The 23,997-nt window shown below is 38.5% G+C and carries 25 protein-coding genes; 3 read left to right on the top strand and 22 right to left on the bottom strand.

Annotation, left to right across the window (positions count from 1 at the left end; genetic code table 11):
- Positions 1-36: 36 nt before the first annotated feature.
- The 14 genes from ACE01N_RS05260 to ACE01N_RS05195 all read right to left on the bottom strand — a co-directional run bounded on the left by ACE01N_RS05260 (position 37) and on the right by ACE01N_RS05195 (position 13,470).
- Positions 37-1,974 carry a fasciclin domain-containing protein gene (locus tag ACE01N_RS05260; protein WP_380585531.1) on the bottom strand — a complete coding sequence of 646 codons (1,938 nt, stop codon included), beginning with the start codon at positions 1,972-1,974 and terminating at the stop codon, positions 37-39.
- A gap of 224 nt (positions 1,975-2,198) precedes the next feature.
- Positions 2,199-3,473 carry a sodium ion-translocating decarboxylase subunit beta gene (locus ACE01N_RS05255; protein WP_380585529.1) on the bottom strand — a complete coding sequence of 425 codons (1,275 nt, stop codon included), beginning with the start codon at positions 3,471-3,473 and terminating at the stop codon, positions 2,199-2,201.
- A gap of 21 nt (positions 3,474-3,494) precedes the next feature.
- Positions 3,495-5,381, bottom strand: coding sequence for a biotin/lipoyl-containing protein (locus ACE01N_RS05250; RefSeq protein ID WP_380585527.1), 1,887 nt, complete (start codon positions 5,379-5,381; stop codon positions 3,495-3,497).
- 12 nt (positions 5,382-5,393) lie between these two features.
- Positions 5,394-5,648, bottom strand: a complete 255-nt coding sequence (locus tag ACE01N_RS05245; protein WP_380585525.1) for a hypothetical protein — start codon at positions 5,646-5,648, stop codon at positions 5,394-5,396.
- Positions 5,649-5,906: 258 nt separating this feature from the next.
- A complete protein-coding gene (locus ACE01N_RS05240) occupies positions 5,907-6,761 on the bottom strand; it encodes a TIGR01777 family oxidoreductase (protein ID WP_380585523.1) in 855 nt (284 codons plus the stop codon).
- A gap of 448 nt (positions 6,762-7,209) precedes the next feature.
- Positions 7,210-8,508, bottom strand: a complete 1,299-nt coding sequence (rimO, locus tag ACE01N_RS05235; RefSeq protein WP_380585521.1) for a 30S ribosomal protein S12 methylthiotransferase RimO — start codon at positions 8,506-8,508, stop codon at positions 7,210-7,212.
- 29 nt (positions 8,509-8,537) lie between these two features.
- Complete coding sequence (gene ftsY / locus ACE01N_RS05230) at positions 8,538-9,488, bottom strand: signal recognition particle-docking protein FtsY (RefSeq protein WP_380585519.1); 951 nt, start codon at positions 9,486-9,488, stop codon at positions 8,538-8,540.
- 89 nt (positions 9,489-9,577) lie between these two features.
- The gene (locus tag ACE01N_RS05225) at positions 9,578-9,730 is read right to left on the bottom strand and encodes a DUF4295 domain-containing protein (protein ID WP_375719208.1); all 153 of its coding nucleotides are present in this window, start codon (positions 9,728-9,730) and stop codon (positions 9,578-9,580) included.
- 7 nt (positions 9,731-9,737) lie between these two features.
- Entirely contained in the window at positions 9,738-9,920 is a 183-nt protein-coding gene (gene rpmG, locus ACE01N_RS05220) for a 50S ribosomal protein L33 (protein ID WP_375719209.1), read from the bottom strand.
- A gap of 16 nt (positions 9,921-9,936) precedes the next feature.
- Positions 9,937-10,182 (bottom strand): 50S ribosomal protein L28, encoded by a 246-nt coding sequence (gene rpmB, locus ACE01N_RS05215; RefSeq protein ID WP_375719210.1) that lies wholly within the window; start codon positions 10,180-10,182, stop codon positions 9,937-9,939.
- Between the two features lie 176 nt (positions 10,183-10,358).
- Positions 10,359-11,093 (bottom strand): MBL fold metallo-hydrolase, encoded by a 735-nt coding sequence (locus ACE01N_RS05210; RefSeq protein ID WP_380585515.1) that lies wholly within the window; start codon positions 11,091-11,093, stop codon positions 10,359-10,361.
- On the bottom strand, positions 11,090-12,028 hold the full coding sequence (gene hflC, locus ACE01N_RS05205) for a protease modulator HflC (protein WP_380585513.1): 939 nt from the start codon (positions 12,026-12,028) through the stop codon (positions 11,090-11,092). Before hflC ends, ACE01N_RS05210 begins: the two co-directional genes overlap by 4 nt.
- 6 nt (positions 12,029-12,034) lie before the next feature.
- Complete coding sequence (gene hflK, locus ACE01N_RS05200; protein ID WP_375726689.1) at positions 12,035-13,024, bottom strand: FtsH protease activity modulator HflK; 990 nt, start codon at positions 13,022-13,024, stop codon at positions 12,035-12,037.
- A gap of 56 nt (positions 13,025-13,080) precedes the next feature.
- Entirely contained in the window at positions 13,081-13,470 is a 390-nt protein-coding gene (locus ACE01N_RS05195; protein ID WP_380585510.1) for a RidA family protein, read from the bottom strand.
- 279 nt (positions 13,471-13,749) lie between these two features.
- Here ACE01N_RS05195 and ACE01N_RS05190 point away from each other — a divergent pair, with 279 nt between their 5' ends.
- The 3 genes from ACE01N_RS05190 (at position 13,750) to ACE01N_RS05180 (ending at position 15,021) form a co-directional block, all read left to right on the top strand.
- The gene (locus ACE01N_RS05190) at positions 13,750-14,232 is read left to right on the top strand and encodes a glutathione peroxidase (protein WP_380585508.1); all 483 of its coding nucleotides are present in this window, start codon (positions 13,750-13,752) and stop codon (positions 14,230-14,232) included.
- 62 nt (positions 14,233-14,294) lie between these two features.
- Positions 14,295-14,762, top strand: a complete 468-nt coding sequence (locus ACE01N_RS05185) for a MarR family winged helix-turn-helix transcriptional regulator (RefSeq protein ID WP_380585506.1) — start codon at positions 14,295-14,297, stop codon at positions 14,760-14,762.
- Complete coding sequence (locus ACE01N_RS05180) at positions 14,749-15,021, top strand: hypothetical protein (protein WP_375726684.1); 273 nt, start codon at positions 14,749-14,751, stop codon at positions 15,019-15,021. The genes ACE01N_RS05185 and ACE01N_RS05180 overlap by 14 nt, the downstream gene beginning before the upstream one ends.
- A 13-nt stretch (positions 15,022-15,034) precedes the next feature.
- On the opposite strand, the gene ACE01N_RS05175 is transcribed toward ACE01N_RS05180, so the two are convergent.
- The 8 genes from ACE01N_RS05175 to ACE01N_RS05140 form a co-directional block, all read right to left on the bottom strand.
- Positions 15,035-15,652: a MarC family protein gene (locus tag ACE01N_RS05175; RefSeq protein WP_380585504.1), complete on the bottom strand. Its 618-nt coding sequence runs from the start codon at positions 15,650-15,652 to the stop codon at positions 15,035-15,037.
- A 128-nt stretch (positions 15,653-15,780) separates the two neighbouring features.
- Entirely contained in the window at positions 15,781-16,158 is a 378-nt protein-coding gene (locus ACE01N_RS05170; protein ID WP_380585501.1) for a nuclear transport factor 2 family protein, read from the bottom strand.
- A gap of 205 nt (positions 16,159-16,363) precedes the next feature.
- A complete protein-coding gene (locus tag ACE01N_RS05165; protein WP_380585499.1) occupies positions 16,364-16,708 on the bottom strand; it encodes a cupin domain-containing protein in 345 nt (114 codons plus the stop codon).
- 162 nt (positions 16,709-16,870) lie between these two features.
- Positions 16,871-19,093 (bottom strand): transferrin receptor-like dimerization domain-containing protein, encoded by a 2,223-nt coding sequence (locus ACE01N_RS05160; protein ID WP_380585497.1) that lies wholly within the window; start codon positions 19,091-19,093, stop codon positions 16,871-16,873.
- 35 nt (positions 19,094-19,128) lie between these two features.
- A complete protein-coding gene (locus tag ACE01N_RS05155) occupies positions 19,129-20,907 on the bottom strand; it encodes a DUF885 domain-containing protein (RefSeq protein ID WP_380585495.1) in 1,779 nt (592 codons plus the stop codon).
- Between the two features lie 92 nt (positions 20,908-20,999).
- Positions 21,000-22,061: a DUF4185 domain-containing protein gene (locus tag ACE01N_RS05150; RefSeq protein WP_380585493.1), complete on the bottom strand. Its 1,062-nt coding sequence runs from the start codon at positions 22,059-22,061 to the stop codon at positions 21,000-21,002.
- 50 nt (positions 22,062-22,111) lie between these two features.
- The gene (locus ACE01N_RS05145) at positions 22,112-23,236 is read right to left on the bottom strand and encodes an acyltransferase family protein (RefSeq protein WP_380585491.1); all 1,125 of its coding nucleotides are present in this window, start codon (positions 23,234-23,236) and stop codon (positions 22,112-22,114) included.
- A gap of 66 nt (positions 23,237-23,302) precedes the next feature.
- Entirely contained in the window at positions 23,303-23,908 is a 606-nt protein-coding gene (locus ACE01N_RS05140; protein ID WP_380585489.1) for a TetR/AcrR family transcriptional regulator, read from the bottom strand.
- Positions 23,909-23,997: the final 89 nt, after the last annotated feature.

Below are 23,997 nucleotides of genomic sequence, written 5' to 3'. Positions count from 1 at the left end.
AATACACAGGCTTCACAATATTGTTGATAATTAATATTAATCAATTCCTTCACCTTCAATGGCTTCAACAGGCACAAACTCCAGATAGTCCATTTGAAACTGACCTGTTCTGGATGCTTTAATATGAAATTTATGTTCTTTAACTTCGTTAAACGTATATATCCCAAGAATTCTTCTTAAAACATTGGAACTTAAACGCACGTTCACGGTAGCATTTGAATAAAAACCACCATCAGACTTGTAACTGGAAGGCCCTTTCATGTATCCCCTGTTGCGCATGGTTTTGTCGTTTTCGTAACCATTCGGATCAGCCGAATCTGAGCCGGGTAACTGATACCCTATTGAAGGATTGGTTGCCAAAATATTAAGATCCAAAGGAATACCTGTAGGCACTCCATCCCAGTACATCTGAACAGCTCCCCTGTTACCGTTAGAATGATAGCACATCCGCACTTCGTATGTTCCTTTAGGAATAATAGGCGTTGTTATAGTAAATTCATACAATCCTTCCAGCAGGAATATCTCATCACCCTGAAAATCAATAAGACGTGAATCATAGCAGTAATAAAAAAATACAGTCTGTTCAGAAAATTCCAACCGATCAACATATCCGTGAGGAAGAATAAATCTGCTTCTGTTATTCACTCCGTCTCCAATGCCTCTCATGTTATTATTTGTTAGTTCCGGGAAAAAAGAAGCCAGATCCAGCCTCAGTCTTTTACTTGACACTTCAGAAGCAACATTCAAATCATATTGCAATATCCCGTCAATTTCATGGTAAACACCATTCAATGCATCATTGTCATAATCATCAGTCAGAGTAATAAATTCACCGGTTGAACTGTTGTAGTTAAACACATTCGTTCTGTTACTGTTTCTCAAGGTTCTGACTTCCATTAACGTTTTCGGACACATCATTTCCACGTATTCATACATATCATATGTCTGGATAGTGTTAGATGTATTATAATAGTCAATAATAAACTTCGTGCGACCAATTTGCTTGTTAATGAGATGGTAAGCAACAAATTTGTTAAGGCTGTTTCTTGGATCTGTAATATCTTCGACACCTGCATCTTCCGGGAAAACGGCATCATATACCATTTTGGCATATGCTTTCATATCTTCCAGGTTTTGAATTCCGTGAGCTTCGTATGTGGAATCGCTTTCCATTAAAGCTGTGTATCCGTATTTTTTAAATTCAGGAACATAAATTGTCGTTCCCAAACGTTCCCGGGGAACATCATCATAATAATTATTCCAATAAGTATAACTATAAGATTCATCCTCTATTAAATTCAGCTTTTCATCGAGATGTGTTGCCAGAAGAGCTTCTGAAAACAGACGGAATTTGGGATCGTCATTAATGGCTTCAACCAGGGTTTTCTCCGTTGGCTTCAATACCTCTCCAATCACATGAACAACACCGTTATGGACTATAACATCGGGTTTAAGAATTGGTGATGTTTTATTGACTCTGATGGTATGATCACCAGTCTGAAATCCGGAAAAAGTTACAGAGATGTAACGCTTACTCATAGTAAGATAGGGCAATCGTCCTTCCAGAAAGGTTTCTGTTCCCAGTTCTTCATCTTTTATTATATGATCATACGCAATTTTTTTCAAAGTATCAGCCGAGAAATCCTCAAGTGATGTCCTTCCTCTGGAGGCATAAAATGCATGCATGGCCTCATTTGTCGGCGCAAAACAGGTATAGTGCCCATAGGCATTTAAAAGCCCCATAACCTCTGTCGTATCCAATAATTTTCTGAATTCAGAAAAAGAATCCGGACGATTCATGAAATAACGTCCCATCATCTCTTCTGTAAACGTATAATAACTGTTACGCGTGATATTGTCGCTATTACAGGACACAAACAATACAGAGAAAAATAATGCTATATATATCAGTGATTTAAACTGATAGCCTGATTTCCTTAAATGAAATTTATTTAAATTTTTACCAGTATTCATATTTGTATTTTCAGAAAAGTTTAATAAAAAGGATTTATCCTACATATTTCTAAATAAAATACCACAAATTAAATTATAATTAATTGCAATAATTGAAATAATTTCAAAATATCATGTCAAATTTTCACAAAGATAATTTGAATTTCTCTTTATTAATTATGTAAATATACAAAAAAAAGAGCCGGAATAATATCCGGCTCTTAAAAGCATATGATGTAAATATTTTATCCAAGGAAGGATATCAAAACTCCGGCAGCAACTGCAGAACCAATCACACCCGATATATTACTAGCCATACAATATTGCAATACATGATTGCTTGAATCTTTTGTCAGAGCAATTTCATTCGCCACCCGTGATGCCATTGGCACCGCACTTAAGCCTGTGGCTCCTACAAGCGGATTGATCTTTTTCTTACTAAAAAGATTATAAATTTTCACTGCATAGATACCACCGGCAACGGAGATTGAAAAGGCAATAAAGCCACCTCCAACAATCATCAGTGTTTTCCAGTCCAGAAATACATCAGATGTCATTGTTGCGCCAACTGTTAATCCCAAAAAGATAGTACTACTATTCATAATTGAATTACTGGCAGCATCAAACAAGCGGAATGTATTAGCGCCGATTTCCTTAACCAGGTTACCAAATAACAACATCCCCAGCAAAGGCACGGCAGAAGGAACAAAAATAGAAACAACGATACCCAGAACAATAGGAAAAGCAATCTTAGCTGCCTTTAGATTCTTTATCTCGTATTTTGGCGGATACTTCTTATCCATCTGTTTCATGTTGATTTTCAACTCCTTATCGCCACATGTCAGCCGAACCACAAAGGGTATAATTACCGGAACCAAAGCCATATACGAGTATGCTGCAATAGCGATTGGACCCAATAAATGAGGTGCCAGTTTCAGCGTTGTATATATTGCAGTCGGGCCATCTGCTCCACCTATAATTCCCAATGAACCAGCTTCTTTTGGCGTAAATCCAACAGCTGTAGCACCAAACAGAACGGCAAAAATACCAATCTGGGCTGCAGCACCAAAGAAAGCAAGTTTAAGGTTACGCAACATCGGACCAAAATCTGTTAAGGCTCCTACTCCCATAAAAATTAATGGTGGAAGTAGTCCCGTTTTTATCAGCGAGTAATACAGGAAATTCATAATCCCGTATTCATGCGCTATCTCAAACAGATTCATATAAGATGATTGTTCGGCCATATGAGCCACAACTTTAGGGTCCAGTGCTTTTATCGCTTCAGGATCCATTCCTGAAAAAGCTGTATGAACCCAGTCAGCGGGTACTACTCCCATCGTTCCACCCGGCAGGTTGGCCAAAATAACCCCCATCCCAATAGGAACCAGTAACAACGGCTCGTACTGCTTCTTTATACCAAGATACAAGAGAAATGCACCTACTGCCAGCATGAGGAGATATCCCGGATTCGCTGCCAGTTCAGACAGCGCCGTCATCTCAAATAAACGTCTTAATATCATAATATTACTATTCGTAAGTCATTAAGCCAGCTTGAAGAGCACATCGTCTTCTTCAACATCTGAACCATTATCAAAACATATTTCAACCACAGTACCTGATACATCAGCTTTAATGGCATTCATAGTTTTCATGGCTTCGATGTAACCAACCAAATCTCCTTCATTTACTTTATCTCCAACCTTTACAGCTTTATCACCGGCATTTTTCACCAGATAAAATTTACCCTCAAGCGGAGCAATAATTTCCGCACTTCCCTGAGCTGGTTGTGCTGCAGCTGCAGGAGTTTCTTCTTTTTTTGTTTCCTGAACCGGAGCAGAACCGGAAGTCTTTCCGTAAGATACCGTGACATTAAATTTTTCACCATCCACAGATACAACCATCTGCTTAGGAGTGGTATCCATTGCCGGTGCAGCAGCCTGAACAGCAGGAGCAGACTCAGTAGCCGAAGCTTCTTTTTTGGCTTTTAAATCAGCCTCAAAGTCTTCTTTTGCCTTACCGGACTTATATGCCCTGTATTGTTCCGGATGCATGGCAAGTTCAAACAGTTCTTCATTATCCTGTCCGTAATCCCATCCGTTTTTATCCATTTCCTTTTTAAAGTCTTCCAGAGCATCAGGATATTCATCCTGAGGAACTCCTGTAAAGAATTCCTTGCCCTGTTCTTTGGCCAGTGCAATAATTTCCGGCGCCAGTTTACCTGGAACCTGTCCTGTTTTGCCAAGAATCATATCCCAAACAGAATCCGGAATCATGGACCAGCGCTCCTGACCTTTTTCCATTTGCATCACATTCATCAATGCAACATTCTTAACATACTGACTGTAAGGCGTTACTAATGGAGGATATCCTAATTTAGGCCACGCATATGACACCTCATCAAACAGTTTTATCAAGAGGTCATCCTGTGTTAATTCAGCTTCGTTATGCTTTACTTTCCATTTATTAAGGCTCTTCAGGTTATTTTCGAGGTCAGCCATTAAACTACCCATCATGCCACCAGGAAGCCCCGGACCAATAAGCAGCGAATTCATAAAGCGGTTTTTCGGATTGATGTACAGGCCAAGAAAATCGTCAATAAATTCCTGTGTCAACTCACGAACCTTCATATAAGCCTTCATATTAATATCGGGCACTTTGAATCCGGCATCCCGCAACATTTCATGTATGGTTAAAATATCCACATGTCCTGTTCCCCATGAAAGCGGTTCCATGGCCACATCGATGATATCGGCACCGGCCTTGGCAACTTCAAGAATGGAAGCTGGTGCAAAACCAGGTCCAGAATGTGAATGGTACTGAATGATAATATCAGGATGATTTTTCTTAATGCCTTTTACAATTTTACCCAGCCAAACCGGACGTCCGATACCGGCCATATCTTTTACACAGATCTCGTCAGCACCCATTTTAATGAGCTTTTCTGCCAGATCCACATAATATTCAACGGTGTGAACCGGTGAATATGTAATGCTTAATGCTGCCTGAGAGATCATTCCTGCCTCTTTGGCAAACTTAATGGAGTTCTCAAGGTTTCTCGGGTCATTTAAACCGCAAAAAGAACGCGCAATATCTGTTCCCTGCGCCTTTTTAACCTTAAAAAATAAGCGACGTACATCAGCAGGTACCGGTGTCATGCGGATACCATTTAATGCGCGCTCAAGCATATGCGTCTTTATTCCAGCCTCGTGAAATGGTTTGGTCCACTCACGAACCGCTTTATTCGGGTTCTCACCAAATAGAAGGTTTATCTGTTCAAAACCACCACCATTGGTTTCCACCCTGTCAAAACATCCCATTTCAACAATGTGGGGCGCGACTTTGGTTAACTGATCTACCCTGGGTACATATTTACCCGACGACTGCCACATATCTCTGTATAGCAGTGAAAATTTTATTTCCCGGCTCATAATATTAATATTTTATAATTTTTCAACTTTTTCAACCACACCTTTTCCATTGGTAACAATGCTGACTGCAGCAGAAATTGCAGCAAGCTTCTTAGAACTTATGGTCTGTTTTACCTCAGCTAGCTTCTTTTCTGCCGGGAGTTTAATAAAACGGTTGGTGAATAATATGATGGCTTTACCTACGTAAACTACCAGCATAAGAATAATAAACACGGTTATCATTCCTATTGCAAGTAATGAAAATGCCATTTGATAATCTGAGTTCATCTGAAATTAGAATTTAAAAGAAATAGATTGGACATTTTTATAAAAAGATGCAATTTTAATCAAATAACTTATAATCTAAAAGTCAATTTGTCAATCCTGCGAATGAAAAGCTATAAGAATCTCTAGCATAAGTCATTCTATCTGCAATTTATACAGAGTCTAAATCATATCTACTTTTCTAAATATTTGTTAAACTGGTATAACAGAGGAAATAAGATTCAAATAAAGAACATACCAAACTGATTTCAAACCCTTAAATTAAACCAGACTATCGATAGTAGATTTAATATCGGGATAATTAAATTTGAAGCCCTGCTGTCTAAGTTTTACCGGCCGTACTTTTTCGCCACCCACCACTACTTCTGCAGCACCGCCATAAAGTAATTTCAAAGCAAAAACAGGCACTGTAAATAACGCTGGTCTGTGTAAAGCTTTTGCCAGAGTTTGTGTAAATTCTTTATTGGTACAATATTCAGGTGCAACAAGATTGTAAACACCGCTGGCTTTTTTATTCAATAGGAGCTCTTCCAAAGCTCTTATCAGGTCCTCAATGTGAATAAAAGACATGGCCTGTTGCCCATTGCCGATTTTTCCACCAACAAACCACTCAAAAGGTTTCTTCATAACCGGAAATGCACTGCCGTCTTTCCCCAATACTACACCAAACCGGGTAATACAGCTACGTATTTCAAGGTCATTGACTTTTTTTGCTTCTGCTTCCCATTGTTTAACGACATCTGCCAGAAAATTATGGCCGAAATAAGGCGTGGTTTCATCGTTTTCATGTTCATAATCATAAATACCAATGGCAGACGCGTTGATATAGACTTCAGGCTTTCTTTTCATGACGGTAAGGGCACCAACAATTTTTCGCGTGGTTTCAACCCGACTTGACAAAATTTCTTTTTTCCAGGATTCTGTCCACCGTTTTATCACAGGTGCTCCGGATAAATTGATGACGGCATCACATCCTTTGAGATATGCAGCAAAGTCGTCTTGTGATAGTTTAAAATGGTTTCTTTTGACGGGGACAATTTCATGCCCTTTAGACATCAGATATTCACTTAACTTCTGACCAATATACCCGGTAATACCTGCAATGGCTATTTTCATATTCTGTTTAATTCACAATTATATCTATTAAACAAAACAAAGCGGATTCTGTTTGAATAAATTTTACTTCTGTAAATCCAGATGTTTAAGTATGCGACTATTCTTGCTTTAAAGGAACTCCAAACTCATATTTTCCAAAAACCAGTTGTGGGGTTTAACACCCTACTTCGATAAACTCAGTACCCTTCTCCTTCGACAAGCTCAGGATTCACCCAGTTAATACTTTTGATGCATCAATCCCGACATTTTATGTCGGGAGCTGTAAAGAACCGCAACAACCTACCCGAAAGTATCAACATGAAAAGTTTTCCAACGCACCAATCCACACCCTTTACAGCGGCTAACGCGCATTTTGAAACATGTGATAAAATTAATCTAATATTAGCTATTACCTAATATTGATTATTGGGAACATTATGAAATAAATGCTCTAAAATTAATATAAAATTCAAGCCACAACCTCACCAATCAGATCGTATGATTCTGCACCGGTAATTTTAATCGTATAAAAAGATCCAACATTCAGATTTTTACCACTAACAAGGACTTCAGGGTCAACTTCGGGGGAATCAAATTCTGTCCGGCCAATATAATAGTCTGCTTCTTTACGGTCTATCATTACCTTTAGCTCCTGTCCCACTTTCTGAGCACTTAGTTCATTGGCAATTTCTTCCTGAACAGCCATCAGTTTTTCAGCACGGTCCAGCTTAACTTCTTCGGGAATATCGTCGGCAAAATGATCACCGGCATAAGTTCCGTCCTCTTCAGAATATGGAAACACACCTAAACGCTCAAAACGGATATCTTTTACAAACTGCACCAGCTCCTCAAAATCTTCCTCAGTTTCTCCCGGAAAACCGGTCATCAGTGTTGTACGCAGATGAATGCCCGGCACTTCCGTTCTTATTTTTCGGATCAGGTCATATGTCTGCTGTTTAGATACCTGGCGCTTCATCTTTTTCAGCATGTTATCACTGATATGCTGAAATGCAATATCCAGATAAGTGCAAACTTTAGGATTGGTACGCATCACCTCCAGAATCTCAAAAGGGAAACCAGCGGGATATGCATAATGCAACCGAATCCATTCTATGCCCTGAATTTCAGACAGAGCTGTGACCAGTTCAGAGAGTTTGTGTTTTTTATAGAGATCCAGGCCATAATACGACAGATCCTGCGCAATCACCTGGAGTTCCTTCACACCTTTTGATGCTAGCTGTGTGGCCTCCTCAACAAGCTTGTCAATTGGCACTGATTTATGTTTTCCGGTAATCAGAGGGATAGCACAATAAGCACACGAACGGTTGCATCCTTCTGATATTTTAAGGTAAGCAAAATGCGAAGGCGTAGTTATATACCGGTTGCTACTGGTTGATTCTTTATATTTTTTATTTTCAATGAGTTCATCAATAACTTTATTCCAATTAAACTTGCCAAAATATTTATCTACCTCCGGAATTTCACGGTTCAGATCTTCCATATACCGTTCAGACAAACAGCCCATTACATACAGCTTTTCTATGTCTCCATTGGTACGGGCATCGGCCAGCTGCAGGATCATATTTACCGACTCCTCTTTGGCATCACCAATAAAGCCACAGGTATTGACCACCACAATTTCTCCGGTTACAGTTTCGGGATCATGTTCCACATCAAACCCATAATCTGAAAATTTTTGCAGTAAAACCTCCGAATCCACAAGGTTCTTAGAGCACCCCATTGTAATTACACTTACCTTCTTCCTCATTCCGAATGGAGCCTTAAAATGAATTTTGATTAGCTGAAAAGAGAATCCACAAACTCACGCTTGCGGAAAACCTGAAGATCTTCTATTCCTTCACCAATGCCAATATATTTGACTGGTATTTTAAACTGATCCGATACGCCTATCACAACACCACCTTTTGCTGTTCCATCCAGTTTTGTAATAGCTAACGCATTAACTTCTGTTGCCAGGGTAAATTGTTTAGCCTGCTCAAAAGCGTTTTGTCCGGTTGAACCATCAAGAATAAGCAGAATTTCGTGTGGCGCACCCGGAACAATGCGGTCCATCACTTTTTTCACCTTACTCAGCTCATTCATCAGGTTTATTTTATTATGCAAGCGGCCGGCTGTATCAATAATCACAACATCAGCATTTTGCTGCTTGGCAGATTGCAACGTATCGAAAGCCACGGATGCCGGATCAGCACCCATATGTTGCTTAACCACAGGAACATCCACCCGCTCACCCCAAATCACCAACTGTTCTATGGCAGCAGCACGGAATGTATCCGCAGCTCCAAGAATGACTTTCTTACCCTGCTTTTTAAACTGGTACGCCAACTTCCCGATAGTGGTGGTTTTTCCAACGCCATTCACTCCAACAACCATTATCACATACGGATTGTCGGATACAGGCAACTCAAACGCTTCGCCATCACCGGTTTCATTTTCTGACAATAACTCAGAAATTTCCTCCCTCAGGATCAGGTTCAGCTCTTCAATACCCAGATATTTATCTTTCTGCACACGCTCCTCTATCCGTTCAATTATTTTCAGAGTAGTTTCAACGCCCACATCAGATGTAATCAATACTTCCTCCAGATTATCAAGTACTTCATCATCCACCTTAGACTTTCCTGCTACAGCACGCGAAAGTTTTTTGAACACACTTTCCTTGGTTTTCTCCAAACCTTTATCCAGTGTTTCTTTCTTTTCCTTAGAGAATAATCCGAATAGAGCCATCCTTAGTTTTTTACTGAATTATTGAAGCGTAAAAGTAAAAAAAAACTTCCCTTTTTGGGGGAAGTTCTTTGTATTATTAAGAATAATAATTATTTCTTAAAAAAATCCTTAACTAAGTCGTTAGGAACAATTTCTTCTTTGAAAGAATAAGCTCCGGTTTTATCGGATTTTACCATTTTAATTACTTTGGCATGACCTTTACCGGCTCCTTTCTGTAACGATGCTACTGCTTTCTTAGCCATAACTCAATTATTTTATTTCTTTATGAACAGTTACTTTTTTAAGGATAGGATTGTACTTTTTCAGTTCCATCCTTTCCGGAGTATTTTTGCGGTTTTTTGTTGTAATGTATCTTGAAGTTCCAGGCATACCGCTTTCTTTATGCTCAGTGCATTCAAGAATAACCTGTACTCTGTTTCCTTTCTTAGCCATTGTTCTATCTCCTCAATTAAATATTTTTAGCTACTAATCCTTTTTCTTTTGCTTCTTTCAGCGCTTTATTCAAACCAATTTTATTGATTGTGCGTAAACCTGAAGTTGAAACCCTTAAAGTGATCCAACGATCTTCTTCCGGGAGATAAAATCTTTTATTGATCAGGTTAATATCGAACCGTCTTTTAGTTCTTCTTTTAGAGTGTGAAACATTGTTTCCCACCTGTGCTTTCTTCCCTGTTATCTGACAAATCTTTGACATTTCGCTATGCTTTTATATACGTTTTTCAAACAGTGCGCAAAATAAGCAATTATTTTCCATATTAGCAAAAATTATTTTCCAGAAAATTTCATGCTTTTACGCTTCATTTCAAGCATGTTAACATTTTAAACCTGTTTTCCGAATACAAATCAGAAATACAAAGCCTCCAAAAAAATCTATAATTCCCTGACCTTTAAATCTTTAATCAACACATCACAACTACCGTTCAGCAAAGACTTAAACATCTGCGCATCGTCCACTTTTCCTTCATACAGACCGTAATGAAAAGGAATTGCCACGATGGGACCGACATCTTTAACAGCTTCAGCAGCTTCTTTTACGCTACTCATGGTATAAGTTTGCCCCAAAGGCATGAAAGCAATATCACAATTAATACCCTTCATCTCGGGAATTCGCTCCGTATCTCCCGGATGATATATGGTTACGCCATCATATGTAAGAACATACCCTACCCAATTATTTGCTTTGGGATGATACCTTACTTTAACAATATTATACGCATGGACTACTTTAACGGCTATGCCATCCAGGTCAAATTCATCACCTGGTTTTACCAGAACCAGGTTGTCAAAGCCACCTTCACGGAGTTTACTCTCACACGTTTCCGGCGCTACAATCAGCACCTTATTACCATTCAGTTTAGCTATTTCATTTACATCCAGATGATCCCCGTGACTATGCGTGATGAACACCACATCAGGCGTATCATTTCCAGGTAATTTGTACGGATCAATATAAACCGTTTTGTCACTGAACAGTATTTTGATGGATGCCTGACCGAACCATTCTATTTTTTTTGCAAAGTCCATTACCTCTTTCGCAGATTTCTGACTAAATCCTGTGACTGAAATCATTGAAATTATGACAAACCAAACAGTTTTATTGTTCATTTCATACCTTTTAAGTATTTGTACAATTCATTATCGGTAGATAAGATTACCGATGTTTCGCTATCAAACGTTTTTTCAAACGTCTCCATAGATTTCATAAAGGCATACAATTCGCGTGCACTAGTGTTTTTATTATAAGCAGCAGCATAAATGGCAGCAGCTTTAGCATCGGCTTTACCTTTTATTTCCTCAGCCTCTTTAAAAGCACCTGACTGGATCGTCTGCAACTCTCGCTCTTTTTCTCCATTGATCCTGGATGCTTCACCCTGTCCTTCTGATCTGAATTTATCCGCTATTCTGTAGCGTTCGCTTTTCATACGCTCATATACCTGAGTACGTACTTCTTCGTTATAATTGATCCTTTTAAACCTGAAATCAAGAATGGCAATCCCCAACTCGCTGGCCAGTTTATTAGCTTCTGCCAGGATCATCTTTTCAATTTTAACACGGCCAACAGATATATCCATCAAAGAATCACCTACCATTTCACCAATTAATCCTGAAGACATCGGTTTACGATTACTGTTCCGAACAGCTTCCTCAATATTGTTCTTAGCGATAAAGTCCCTGGTTTCACCATCCAGAATATCATCCAGACGGGATTGGGCACTACGTTCGTTGTTAAAACGTTTAAAGAACTGCAACGGATCGGTTATCTGCCACCGGGCATAGGTATCCACAAAAATATATTTCTTATCTTTTGTAGGAACAAGATCCGGATCTCCATCCCATTCCAGAAAACGTTTGTCAAAAAAGTTTGCAGTCTGAATAAAGGGTTTCTTGAACTTCAGTCCCGGCGTTAGCACAGCTTCTCCCACGGGTTTACCAAATTGGGTAATTACAACCTGTTCCGATTCATTGACGACGTAAACACTACCGGCAAGCAATATTACTGCGATTAATGCAATTACGGATATAAATACTAATTTTTTCATGGCTACTTATTTTGAAGGTTGAGGATTAGACATTTGCATTTGTAACAATGGTAATACATTATTGCCATCATCATCTGTAATAATTTTCTTACCCAGCTTTGGAATTACATTCTGCATGGTTTCAAGATATATCCTTCGTTTTGTAACCTCAGGTGCTTTAATATATTCAGAGTATAATGCATTAAAACGAGCCACATCACCCTGAGAGTTATTCACCCTGGCTGTAGCATATCCTTCTGCCTTCTGAATAGTCTCTTCGGCCTGTCCCTTGGCCTTTGGAATTACTTTATTGTATTCGGATTTCGCCTGGTTAATCAGGGTTTCTTTTTCCTGCTGAGCCTCATTTACCTCATTGAAAGCATCTTTTACAGGATCAGGCGGATTCACATCCTGCAGAACTACCTGATCAATTTCAAATCCGAGAGAATATTCCGTACATATTTTCTGAACCAGTTCTTCCACCTTGCTTGCTATTTCAGTCCTACCCACGGTCAGAACTTCATTAACCGTTCTGTCTCCTACAACCTGGCGCATAGCAGCTTCTGATATATCCCTCAAAGTAGTCTCCGGATTTCGGACCTTAAACAAATAATTGTAAGGATCATTGATCCTGTACTGTACCACCCATTCCACATCGGCAAGGTTAAGGTCACCTGTGAGCATCAGTGCTTCATCCCGCACTCCGGATCGCGTATAGGTTGAGCGCACATCAGCTTTCACTGTTCTGAATCCAAATTCCTGTTTTAACTGGCGCTCAACAGGTACTTTGTAAAGCTTATCTATAATCGGGAGCTTTACATTCAATCCTGGTTCCACCGTTCGTTGATATTTTCCAAACCGGACAATCACACCAACTTCCTCTGTGTTGATCTGAAAGAATGTACCTAAAAGCAATATGATAATGACAATCGCTGATATTCCATACTTTATAAGCCTGAGAACGTTTTTTACATCAGGCTTTTGAGAACCTAAATCATTAAAATTAATTTGTGCCATATTTAATAGTTTGTTGTAATAGTGTGAATTTATTTTCTTTTGGGATCATTACCCTTTTAATCCTTTAAAACAGCAACTGCATCTACTTCAACAAGAACCCCCAAAGGAAGCGTTTTAACAGCCACCGTTGCTCTGGCAGGAGCACTTGCCTCATCAAAAAAAGATGCATACACCCCATTAAAAGCTTTAAAATAATCCATATCGGACAGATAACAGGTCGTTTTCACCACATCATTAAATCCGGCTCCTGCAGCTTTCAATACTTCACCAAGATTTGTCATAACCTGTTTTGTCTGGGACTCAATTCCACCTTCAACAACGGTCATTGTTTTTGGATCAAGGCCGATTTGTCCCGACGTAAAAATCATATTTCCGGCTTTAACAGCCTGTGAATAAGGTCCGATTGCCTGAGGGGCTTTTTCAGTTGCGATAATCTGCTTGTTCATAAACATCAATTTGGGTTCCCAAGGTAATGAATTTTAGGAGATAAAACTTAAATAAGTGCCTTAAGTTTCAGGAGTATAAATTTGATCTTATTTCGATATAACCAAAACTTTAGCAACTTACTTTTCTATCCGGCAAAACCTCTTTAACCAGATCAAATATGTTTAGGAACCTTATAACAATTCTTAAAAGTTTATAAAAATCTTTATTATATCGTGCGCGATACAAAATTACATACTATATTTGTATCGCGAACGATATAAATTAAAAACGATCTCAAAATGGACGCAAAATTTTATGATTTTAAGGCAAAAAGCCTTCAGGGGAAAGAGATTTCAATGGACAGTTACAAAGGCAAAACTGTTTTAGTAGTTAATACTGCCAGTAAATGTGGATTTACACCTCAGTACGAGGGTCTGGAAAAGATGTATGAAAAATACCGGGAGCAGGGTCTTGTAATCCTTGGATTTCCCTGTAATCAGTTTGCCAATCAGGAACCTGGTGATGAAAAATCTATTGCCGAAGGTTGTATGATAAATTATGGCGTAACATTTCCAATGTTTTCAAAAATTGACGTTAACGGTGACAATGCACATCCGTTGTACAAATATTTGAAATCAGAACTGGGAAGTGTTTTAGGTAGTAAAGTCAAATGGAACTTTACAAAATTTCTGATTGACAAGGATGGCAAGCCAGTGAAGCGTTTTGCCCCGGTAACAAAGCCGGAAAAGATAGAGCCATATATTGAAAAGATGCTGAAATAGCAGATTACGCTTATTGATTTCGGATTAAACTGATATTTTTGCACGCGCAGCGTTATAAATTCATGATGAAATACGAACAACTAAAATTAAGTAACCAGATATGCTTTCCTGTATATGCAGCCTCCAGGCTAATTATAAGGGAATATCAGCCATATCTGGATAAACTTGGTATTACTTATCCGCAATATCTTGTTTTGATGACATTATGGGAACAGGATGGATTAACTGTAAATGAAATCGGATCGAAACTCATATTGAAAACAAACACCATAACACCATTATTAAAGCGCATGGAAGTTATGGGTTTGCTTACGAGACAAAAAGCAATTCAGGATGAACGGAAAGTCATCGTGAAGCTTACCTCAAAAGGGGAATACATGATGGAAGCTGCCGCAGAGATTCCTGAAAAACTTGTAGCGGACACAGATATTTCTTCGATCAATATTGAAGACCTGATAGATTTGAAAAATAAACTTTACCAGGTCATTGAAGTCCTTTCGAAAAAACAAACATTACATGCAAACAACTAACTATACCGTTCTATTTTTACTGGCATTAGCCGTATTTATCCTTAATCTTCCATTCGGTTTCTGGCGTAGAAATACTAAAAAATATTCATTTAAATGGTTTCTGTTTATTCATCTCCCAATCCCGGCCATAGTATTGATGCGTATTTATAGCGGTGTGGGATTTGCGTTTGTCACGTATCCAGTTCTGGTATCGGCATTTTTTATGGGACAATTCGTGGGAAGGAAATACATTGTAAGCTTAAATCCATTCAGAAAATAAATATATACTGACTTTAGACATTCAGCTGTTCAATAAACACACCAACTCCGGTTAACACCATTTGTACACCAATGGTAGCGACAATCAGCCCAAAGATTCGAATCAATGAATTCATAAGGTTAATCCGGTTTAATCCATTACCAATCTTACGTGCATAGTGCATAAAGAAGAAATTTATAACTAACGCTGCAACTATTGAAATTATGGTAACCATATATCCGTAGTGAGCAGGAAAGGTAACAGCAGCTGTTATGGTGGCTGGTCCTGCAATCATAGGTAATGCTATAGGAACAGCAGTAATATCCTTTATAGAAATATTCTTATCCAGTTTGATGAATTCACCACGTTGCAGGCCCTGAATTCCGTTATAAAACAAAACAACGCCACACGTAATCTGAAAGGCATATAACTGGATATGAAACACATAATTGAATACAAACTGCCCCAATGCCAGAAAAAATAATAAAATAATCAGTGCTGTAATTGTAGCTTTTATGGCAATATACTTAATAGATTGATGATCAAACTGGTTTTGCAGTGTATTGATCACAAAAACCTTATGAATAGGATTGACTAATGCAAAAAATGCGACAAGGCAACTTAAAAAGAGATTAAGGTTAAATACTTCCATCGTAAAATAATTTTACTGATCTTTAAATGTCAATCCAAATCCAACATGTGAAATGACATACAAATTTTGCATTATTTTACCATAATTGCTAAAAAGCAGATGTTATAATTTTTTAAAAACCGAAAGAATCAGCACACCCCGTTATTATTTGCAGATTCTTTTGGCACCAGCTGAATAGCGTCCCAATGTTCCACTATTTTTCCCTTTTCATCGAACCTAAAGAAATCCATAGTAATATATTCTTCATTGCCCGGCCACACCTGATGCGTGTGGAGTGCAACGAGGTTACCTTCAACCACACTTCGTAAAAAACTGACTGACTTTTCCGGATACTCCTTCTTCATTCGATTAAAATATCTGATAAAGCCTTCCGGTCCATCTTCCACAACAGGATTATGTTGAATATACCTTTCACCCACATAGAGTTTAACTGCTGTTTCCGGATCACCATTAAATGCCATCCTGTAAAATGCTATGGCATTTTCCTTGTTTTTGTTTTCAATCATACCAGTTTTGTTTAACGTCTTTTTATTAAACAAATCAAACCTGAATAGTTTCAAAGTTGACAGTGAGTACCCTGATTTGATTCAAATGCAACATAAGATCAATGTGAAATGCATTAGTCATTATAGCGTTTTAATAAGCAATATTTGCATTGTCAAGAGTGTTTATCCAACTCCACCAATTCATAGCTGAAGCTACTGCAGGACATTAAAGGATTTCGGTTAACTCCTCCTCCCCATTCGTCAGATAATATGCCACAAATGTCATGGGCTCCGTATCTGAATAATTATCAAAATGTACAATTGGAGTTTCAGCAGGTTCATAAAATGTTTCTCCGGCTTTCAGAACCTGTGGATTTTCTCCTTCAACCTGAACCAAACAGGAACCGGAAACAATTTGCCCTACTATCGGGCACGGATGACGATGATAAGGCGCTTTTTGACCCGCCTGAAATTCAATCTCCACAATTTTAACTATCGAAACATCCCGTTTTCCGATATCAACATTCATCAATCCCTTTCTGATAATGGTGTTTTTTGCATTCTCTTCCATTTCTGTTATTATTAAAATTCTTGCATTCAGTTTGGTTCACAATATTATTACAGATTGTGCCGGTAAATTCAGTTTTAAATAACAAAAAACAGGGTCAAAACGTTGACCGGAATAATATATGTTAACGCTAAGATTTTATTAAAAGTCAGCCTGGATAAATACTCAACTGCCCTTGTAAGCCATAAAATATCCAGCTACATGGTTTATCCGGTCAGCTGCCACCTGAATTTGTTTCTGAGCCAGATCCCAATCTTTTTGCTCAATGGCCTCCCTGATTCCCGGCATTGTTTTCACGCCATAACCTGTGTAAAATCCGGGAGCATACAGCACATGCTTATACCACGAACGCCCGGGTAAACCATCTGCAATCAATAACTGCTGTTCTGCCTGACTGAGTAACCTGTTAAATGCTTCGCTAACGTGATGATACTTTACCGCTGCATTATAAGTCAGTGTCACACTATCCACTCCTGCTTTCAGGGCACTCAGCGCATTTTCCAGAGGCGAAAAATCAAGATATGGCACTTCAGGTTTAATGTCAGGTAATTTGTATTTTTTTGTCGGGTCTTCGCCAAGATCATAGATATGGTTTTGAATTAACGTATTCTCAAAATCTGTACCTTCACGGCTTTTATCAATTAGACTGATAAGTTCTTTTGAATAGCCCAGAATGGTTTGATACAGAATCTCAAAATCATACGGAAGAACATCAGCATTTGCCATTCTTAAAACAGCACGACCAGCAGTTTCTGCCAAAGCTACACCATAATGAAATCCAGGATCTTTGAATGTTACAAAATTTGTATAGGTATCAAAATTTGTATGGTATTCGCCACCTTCATTTTCACCATAAAATCCAAGATTTAATGCAGGGATACCAATATGCTGGATAAATGAGGAATAATCGGATCCTGATCCCATGGCATATAGTTTCAGGTTATTTTCCTTCCATATGTTTTCCTTTCCCTGCAGACTGGCTTCATTAACAATTCTTCCTGCTTTAAGCCGTTCAAAAACACTTACGTTAGTCTGAGGATCAGGGACATCTTTCGCAATTTCATCCATCAAAGGTTCAAGTGCATGAGATCCCTGTGCAAACAAAAACCCGCGACCGTTACCATCAGAATTCACATACAACACAGCATGCTCCTTCAATTCTTTTTCATGAGCCTCTACCCATTCCGTTGATCCAAGTAATCCCGGTTCCTCACCATCCCATGCACAATAGATCAACGTACGGTCCGGTGTCCAGCCATTTTTCTTCATTTCACCGATAGACCTTGCCTCTTCCATAAGTGCCGCCAGTCCACTGATCGGATCTGATGCACCATGAACCCAGGCATCCTGATGATTCCCACGGATCACCCATTCATCCGGATATCTGGAGCCTTCAATTTTCGCAATCACATCGTAACAAGGCACAATATCCCAGTTGAAAGCCAGACTCAGATGCACCCTTGCTTTTCCCGGACCCAGATGGTAGGTAAAAGGAAGGTTCCCCTGCCAACCAACCGGTGCCACTTCACCTTCCAGTGCCTTCAACAATGGAGTAGCATCACTATAACTTATAGGTAAAACAGGTATTTTCAACAAGTTTTCAGCTTTGGAATGATCTAAATGATCCGCATCTTTAACTGATCCGTATCCCGGTGTTGTGGGATCACCAGGATATACCACCATATCCATTACTGACCCCCGTTGTACACCGTGTGAATTTTTAAACGCACCTTTGGGATACACATCGCCCTGTTTATAACCGTCATCGGCCGGATCACTGTAAATAATGCACCCCACGGCACCATGTTCCTGTGCTATCTTAGGTTTTATCCCCCGCCAGCTGTGACCATATTTTGCGATCACTATCTTGCCTTTTACATCCACGCCCATTTTATCCAGAACAGCATAATCGTCAGGTAAACCATAATTTACAAACACCAGCTCTGCCGTCACATCTCCATCAGCACTGTAGGCGTTATACGTCGGTAACTGTCCCGGTAAAGCTGTGGCAGGATCTTCCTTTAGAACAGACTCCTTCAAACCGGCTTTAAAGGAAACAGGTTCAACCATCTCAAGAAGTCGTTTTTTAGGAGTCGGAAACAGCACATAGAAGGTTTCTATTTCGGCATCCCATCCCCATGATTTGAACTTTTTCAGAATATATTCCGCATTCTCTTTGCTTCCGTCAGACCCCAGATGATGCGGTTTTGCTGACATTTTTTTGATCATCTCTCCAATATGCGCGGCACTCAGATTACTATCAAAATCAGTCTCCAGTTTCAATTGTTTCTCAACACTGCTGCTGTAAAACCCTGTAAGCGAGGTTTCCTGTGCCATCCCGAACTGCAAAACAAAAAGGAAACCAAAGAGAAAGTATATATGTTTCATAACCTATGTATTTTATTTAAAACCAACAACTTAACCTAAAAAGAAGCCACCCAGCCATTTATTTTTTGTTCCAGAATTTCCAGGGGTACACAACCGGTCGACAATACCTGATCATGATACTTCCGGATATCAAACTTATCACCAAGTTTCTCTTTAGCCATATCGCGTAATTCCCTTATTTTAATCTCCCCTATCTTATATGAAAGTGCCTGTCCCGGGTTGGCCATATAGCGCTCAACTTCTGCAATAATACTGGCTTCACTTTCAGCTTCATGATCCAGAGAGTACTGAATAGCCTCATCTCTGGTCCATTTCTTGAAATGAATACCTGTGTCAATAACCAGTCTGATGGCACGGTGCATTTCCATACTGAGCCGTCCAAAGTACTGGTACGGATCGGTATATAATCCAAGAATTTTCCCCAGTGATTCCGAATAAAGTGCCCATCCTTCACCATAACCACTATACCAGATAGTCTTCCGGAATTTAGGTAATTTATCATTCTCCTGTGTTAAAGAGACCTGGTAATGATGCCCCGGAACTGCTTCATGTAAGAACAGTGCCTCATCCGAATAAATGTTATACGTGGATGCATCAGGAATGGGTACATAAAAAATTCCCGGTCGTGTACCATCCAGCGAAGCAGAACTGTACTGTGCACTGGCAGATTTTTCTCTGAATTTCTCCGTTTGCCTGATTTCAAATCCGGTTTTGGGTTTGTGATCAAACAATAGATCCAGATTAGGCTGAATGGTGCTGTAAATATTTTCAAAATGATCCAATACCTGCTGAGGCTTTGTGTATGGCATTAAGGCCTTATCGTGTCTCACAAATTCAAAAAAGGCTTTCAAATCACCTTTGAATCCAACCAACTCCTTCACCTTTTCCATCTCCGCAGTAATTCTTTCAACCTCCTTTAATCCAATCTGATGGATCTCTTCTGCAGTCAGTTTTGTGGTTGTATATTTCTTTATCTGATGTGCGTAATATGCTTCACCATTGGGAATATCCCAGATACCACTGGTTTTACGGCCGGCTTTTAAATAGTCATTGACCAGAAAACTGTTCATTTTCGTGAACTCCGGTATCACTTCATTAGCTACCATATTTTTGTACGCTTCAGTCAATTCTTTTTTATCCTGATCCGAAAAAGATGAAGGCATTTGCTTCACCGGCTGATAGAACAGGTGATTTTCGACGTCTTTATTTGCCATTACTGCCATTTGCGGAATGATTTTTTTAATGAGGCTTTCCGGCAACACATATCCTTTTTGAATTCCCTGTTTCATCCGGTAGACAGCTGTATCCATCCAGACCATAAATCCATCTACCCGTTCCAGCCAATTCCTGTAATCCTGAACCGTTTTAAAAGGCTGTGCATTTGTACCACTGGCAAACTGCCCCATTGTGAGATTTACAGTCCACATCTGATCCACGGGAAAATAATCTTCCCTGAACTTCAGCCCCTCAAGGTTAATGTCACACTCCCATTTCAGCACTGCCTTACTCACCCGCTCTTCCGGTGTAAGATCTTTATCATTAAATGCCTGTAATTTATTGAGATATATTGTATAATACGCATGTAAAGTATCTCTGTAAGCTATCGACAGAAAATTTGGAAAGCTGTTATTATATCTTGTGTCTCCCTGATAGGTAGCTTCAATCGGGTGTAATCTCAATCCTTCCTCATAATAGTTGTTCAGCATTGTATCGAATGCCTTATTATTCTGATTAACATTGCTTTGCGTTGATGAATTTTTACAGGAACCAAGGAAAAGAATAAAAATGAAGACAGGAAGAAAAAACTTATGCATAACCTGAGAAATTTAAATATATGTAATTAAAAACAATACGTATTTCTAAAAGTTTAAGGTAACGATAATTCAATTAACTGAAATGAAGGTACCTATTTATCTTTCTCAAATTGTAGCCGTATTATTTTTGGGAAATAAATGTCCTCATTAGCAATGAGACTTTCAATATCTCCGTTGTTGATATTATAGGTGATGATTAGTCCGTCGGACTTAAATTCTGGATGTGCATTGGCAGTGTATACAAATTCTTTATCTTCTTTAAGTGAAGGCGTGTAAACTATTATCGGTTCAGACCATGGACCGTACAAATGATCTGCCAACCGGTATCCAACAGATGCTTTACCGATTCCATACGTCTGTATCTGGATATATTGCTTTAAACATTGATCATAATGAACAGAAAACTCCGTTTGCCCGATAAACAGAGCCGATGATTTGGGTTCCTTATCAACATTGTTTGTCCAGTCGCTAGTTACCCACCATTCAAGTTCCGCCAGGTTTCCATCTGTTAAATCCTGTTTGTCAATCCTGAATAAATACGTTTCATGCGTGGCAGGTTCCTTTACCCCATAGGCATACACATAGGTTTCATCCTGAAGAACAGCCGATGAACCAACAATAACGCCAAAGGTATTTATTCCTTTGTGATAGGTTATGTCCCATTTATCAGGACTTACGTCAGGATTATCAATTACTGCAACATACCATCCAACCGCCTCAAATCCAATACCTTCTTTAGTAGCCGTTTCTTCAAACAAAAAAACGACCAGCTTGTCGCCGACCATGATACCATGTCCTGTCCAGAACCAGTTTTTCCCGGGGAGCTTAAAAAAATCTTCAGGGTTTTGCGGATTACCTTTATAATAAAACGTCAGGTTAGCATTTAAAACGCCGGAGTCCTGAACCGCAATGCTGTTCCGGATCATCGTATTGGACCAGGATCGTTTTCCTGTTCCTTCTTTATCAATAAACGAATCACTGAAAAGCCACAGAATTTTACCATTTGCCAGTTTAACGGTGGCGGCGCCGTCTGCACCACGCCAGTAATTATCCCTTTTAAAAATTGTATTATCGATTTCTGCTACAGAGAATTTTAGTTCCTGTGCGAAAATAATGTTGGGTAGAATTAAAAAAAGGAATAATATGCTTCTCATCTTTTTTTTATATTAAAATCTGTATTTCTCTGGTATAAAATTAGCACATCTTATCCAAGCACCCTGGTTCTTAGCTGCAAAAATGGTTTTTCAATTATCACATGCATTATTAATCCCACCAATATTGCCATCATTACAGAAATCCAGAATGTCCATTGTTCAACTTTAGGGTTTCCTGATTTATCAATCAGCATCTTAACCAGATAATAAACTTCCTTATGTATAAGATAAACAGCGTATGATAACGTTGCTATTATCAGAGTAAACCTCGTTTTTATCTTATACAAAATGCAGGTCGGACTTATTGCTGCTATAACAATTACTCCATATGCCAATGAAATTAATGGAAACCCATAAATCATGGATTTATAGGAAATAAAGTTTTCACATATTTTGTATGCAAAAAGGAAAAGTAGAATACCACTTACCAAAACAATATTCCCATGCTTCGTAAGGAATTCCTTAATTCTGGGTTTAAAGTTGAAGATTGCTGCAATGCTCACACCTATTAACAATCCATCCATTCTGTTATAACTTGGATAATAAATTTTTTCCTGCATATTATAAACCATTTGCCTGCGATTACCTGAATCAATGAACGGTTGTACATATTCATTCCAGTTGTACATTCTGATAATAAATCCCAAAATTATGAGTCCAGCAATTACATAAGGAGCAAGTTTTTGAACCCGGCTCTTAAAAAACAGCGTTATTGTTATTGGTAACAGTAAATAGAATTGTTCCTCTATACACAGGGACCATGCGTGGGAGAATGATTTTTGAGTCTGAACGTCTAATCCAAAATTTTGAGTAAACGTTAGAAATCTCCATAATGGCGGCAGGCCACCCCCTTCGCGCAGATTTGGGAGTAATGAATAATATAAAATTAAAACGGCTAAGTAAACAGGAATGATCCTGAAAAACCTTTTTATGTAAAAACGCTTGAAATTAATTCTGCTGGTATTTTTATATTCCTTTAAAAGCTGATAACCAATCAGGTAACCGCTGAGCACAAAAAACAAATCCACGCCTGTCCAACCGATCCGGTTTACCGGCTCCAGCCATGATGGTATGCCACGCCCATAATGAAAAATCATGACCATAAGAATAGCTAATGCCCTCAAATGGTCTAATCCGTTTAACCTGTCAGATTTATAATTAAATATAATGGCCATTTCATCTTATTTATAAACCAAGCAATTTTGTTTTTTCAATCAGGCAATTTTTAATCCTATAGATTCCTATCCTTTTAATGATTTATACAATAACACGTATTCCTCATTCAACAACTTAATATTTATATCCTTAGTCGTATTAATTCCTTCATACCCTGTTCCGTGAAACAAATTTTTAAACATTGAAGCTAAGATGGTTACATTACATTTTTTATCTATTTCTCCCGATTTAACAGCATTGTTAATAACTGTATACCATACTTTTGTTTCCGTTTCATTCCAATCAATTGCTTTTTCTGCAAAGTCAGGGTAAAAATGAAAAGCCTGCAGGTTCAGGTTAACCAGAGCAAAACTCATGTTTATGATACCCAACTCAAATAAATCCTTCTTTAATTCTGCTAACTGTTCAGTATAATTAAAAATAAATTTTTCCAGAGTAATTTTTTCTTCCTTTATATGGCGGGATGCTGAAAGATCATGTAATACATACTTATCTACCACATTTTTAAATATTTGTTCCTTCACAGGAAAATGAAAGAGAATTGCCCCACGACTCAGGCCTGTTTCTTCTTCAATTCTTTTTAGAGAAATCTTATTGTAAGCACTTCCTGAAAATAAAATAAAGGCTTTTTCCAATATCAGTTTTTTGGTCCTTTCCCCTTTTGTGTCCATTTTTTGTAATTAGAAATATAAATGTAATTGCATTTTAACAAAAATACTTTAATAAACGTAACCATTATTGAAGATTATTAATACTTTTG

It is taken from the genome of Quyinboa ferrireducens, from assembly GCF_042436675.1.
Taxonomy (GTDB): domain Bacteria; phylum Bacteroidota; class Bacteroidia; order Bacteroidales; family UBA5342; genus JBHJHP01.
Note: the sequence above shows the minus strand (reverse complement) of the source record. Positions and strands in the feature narration are given on the sequence as shown.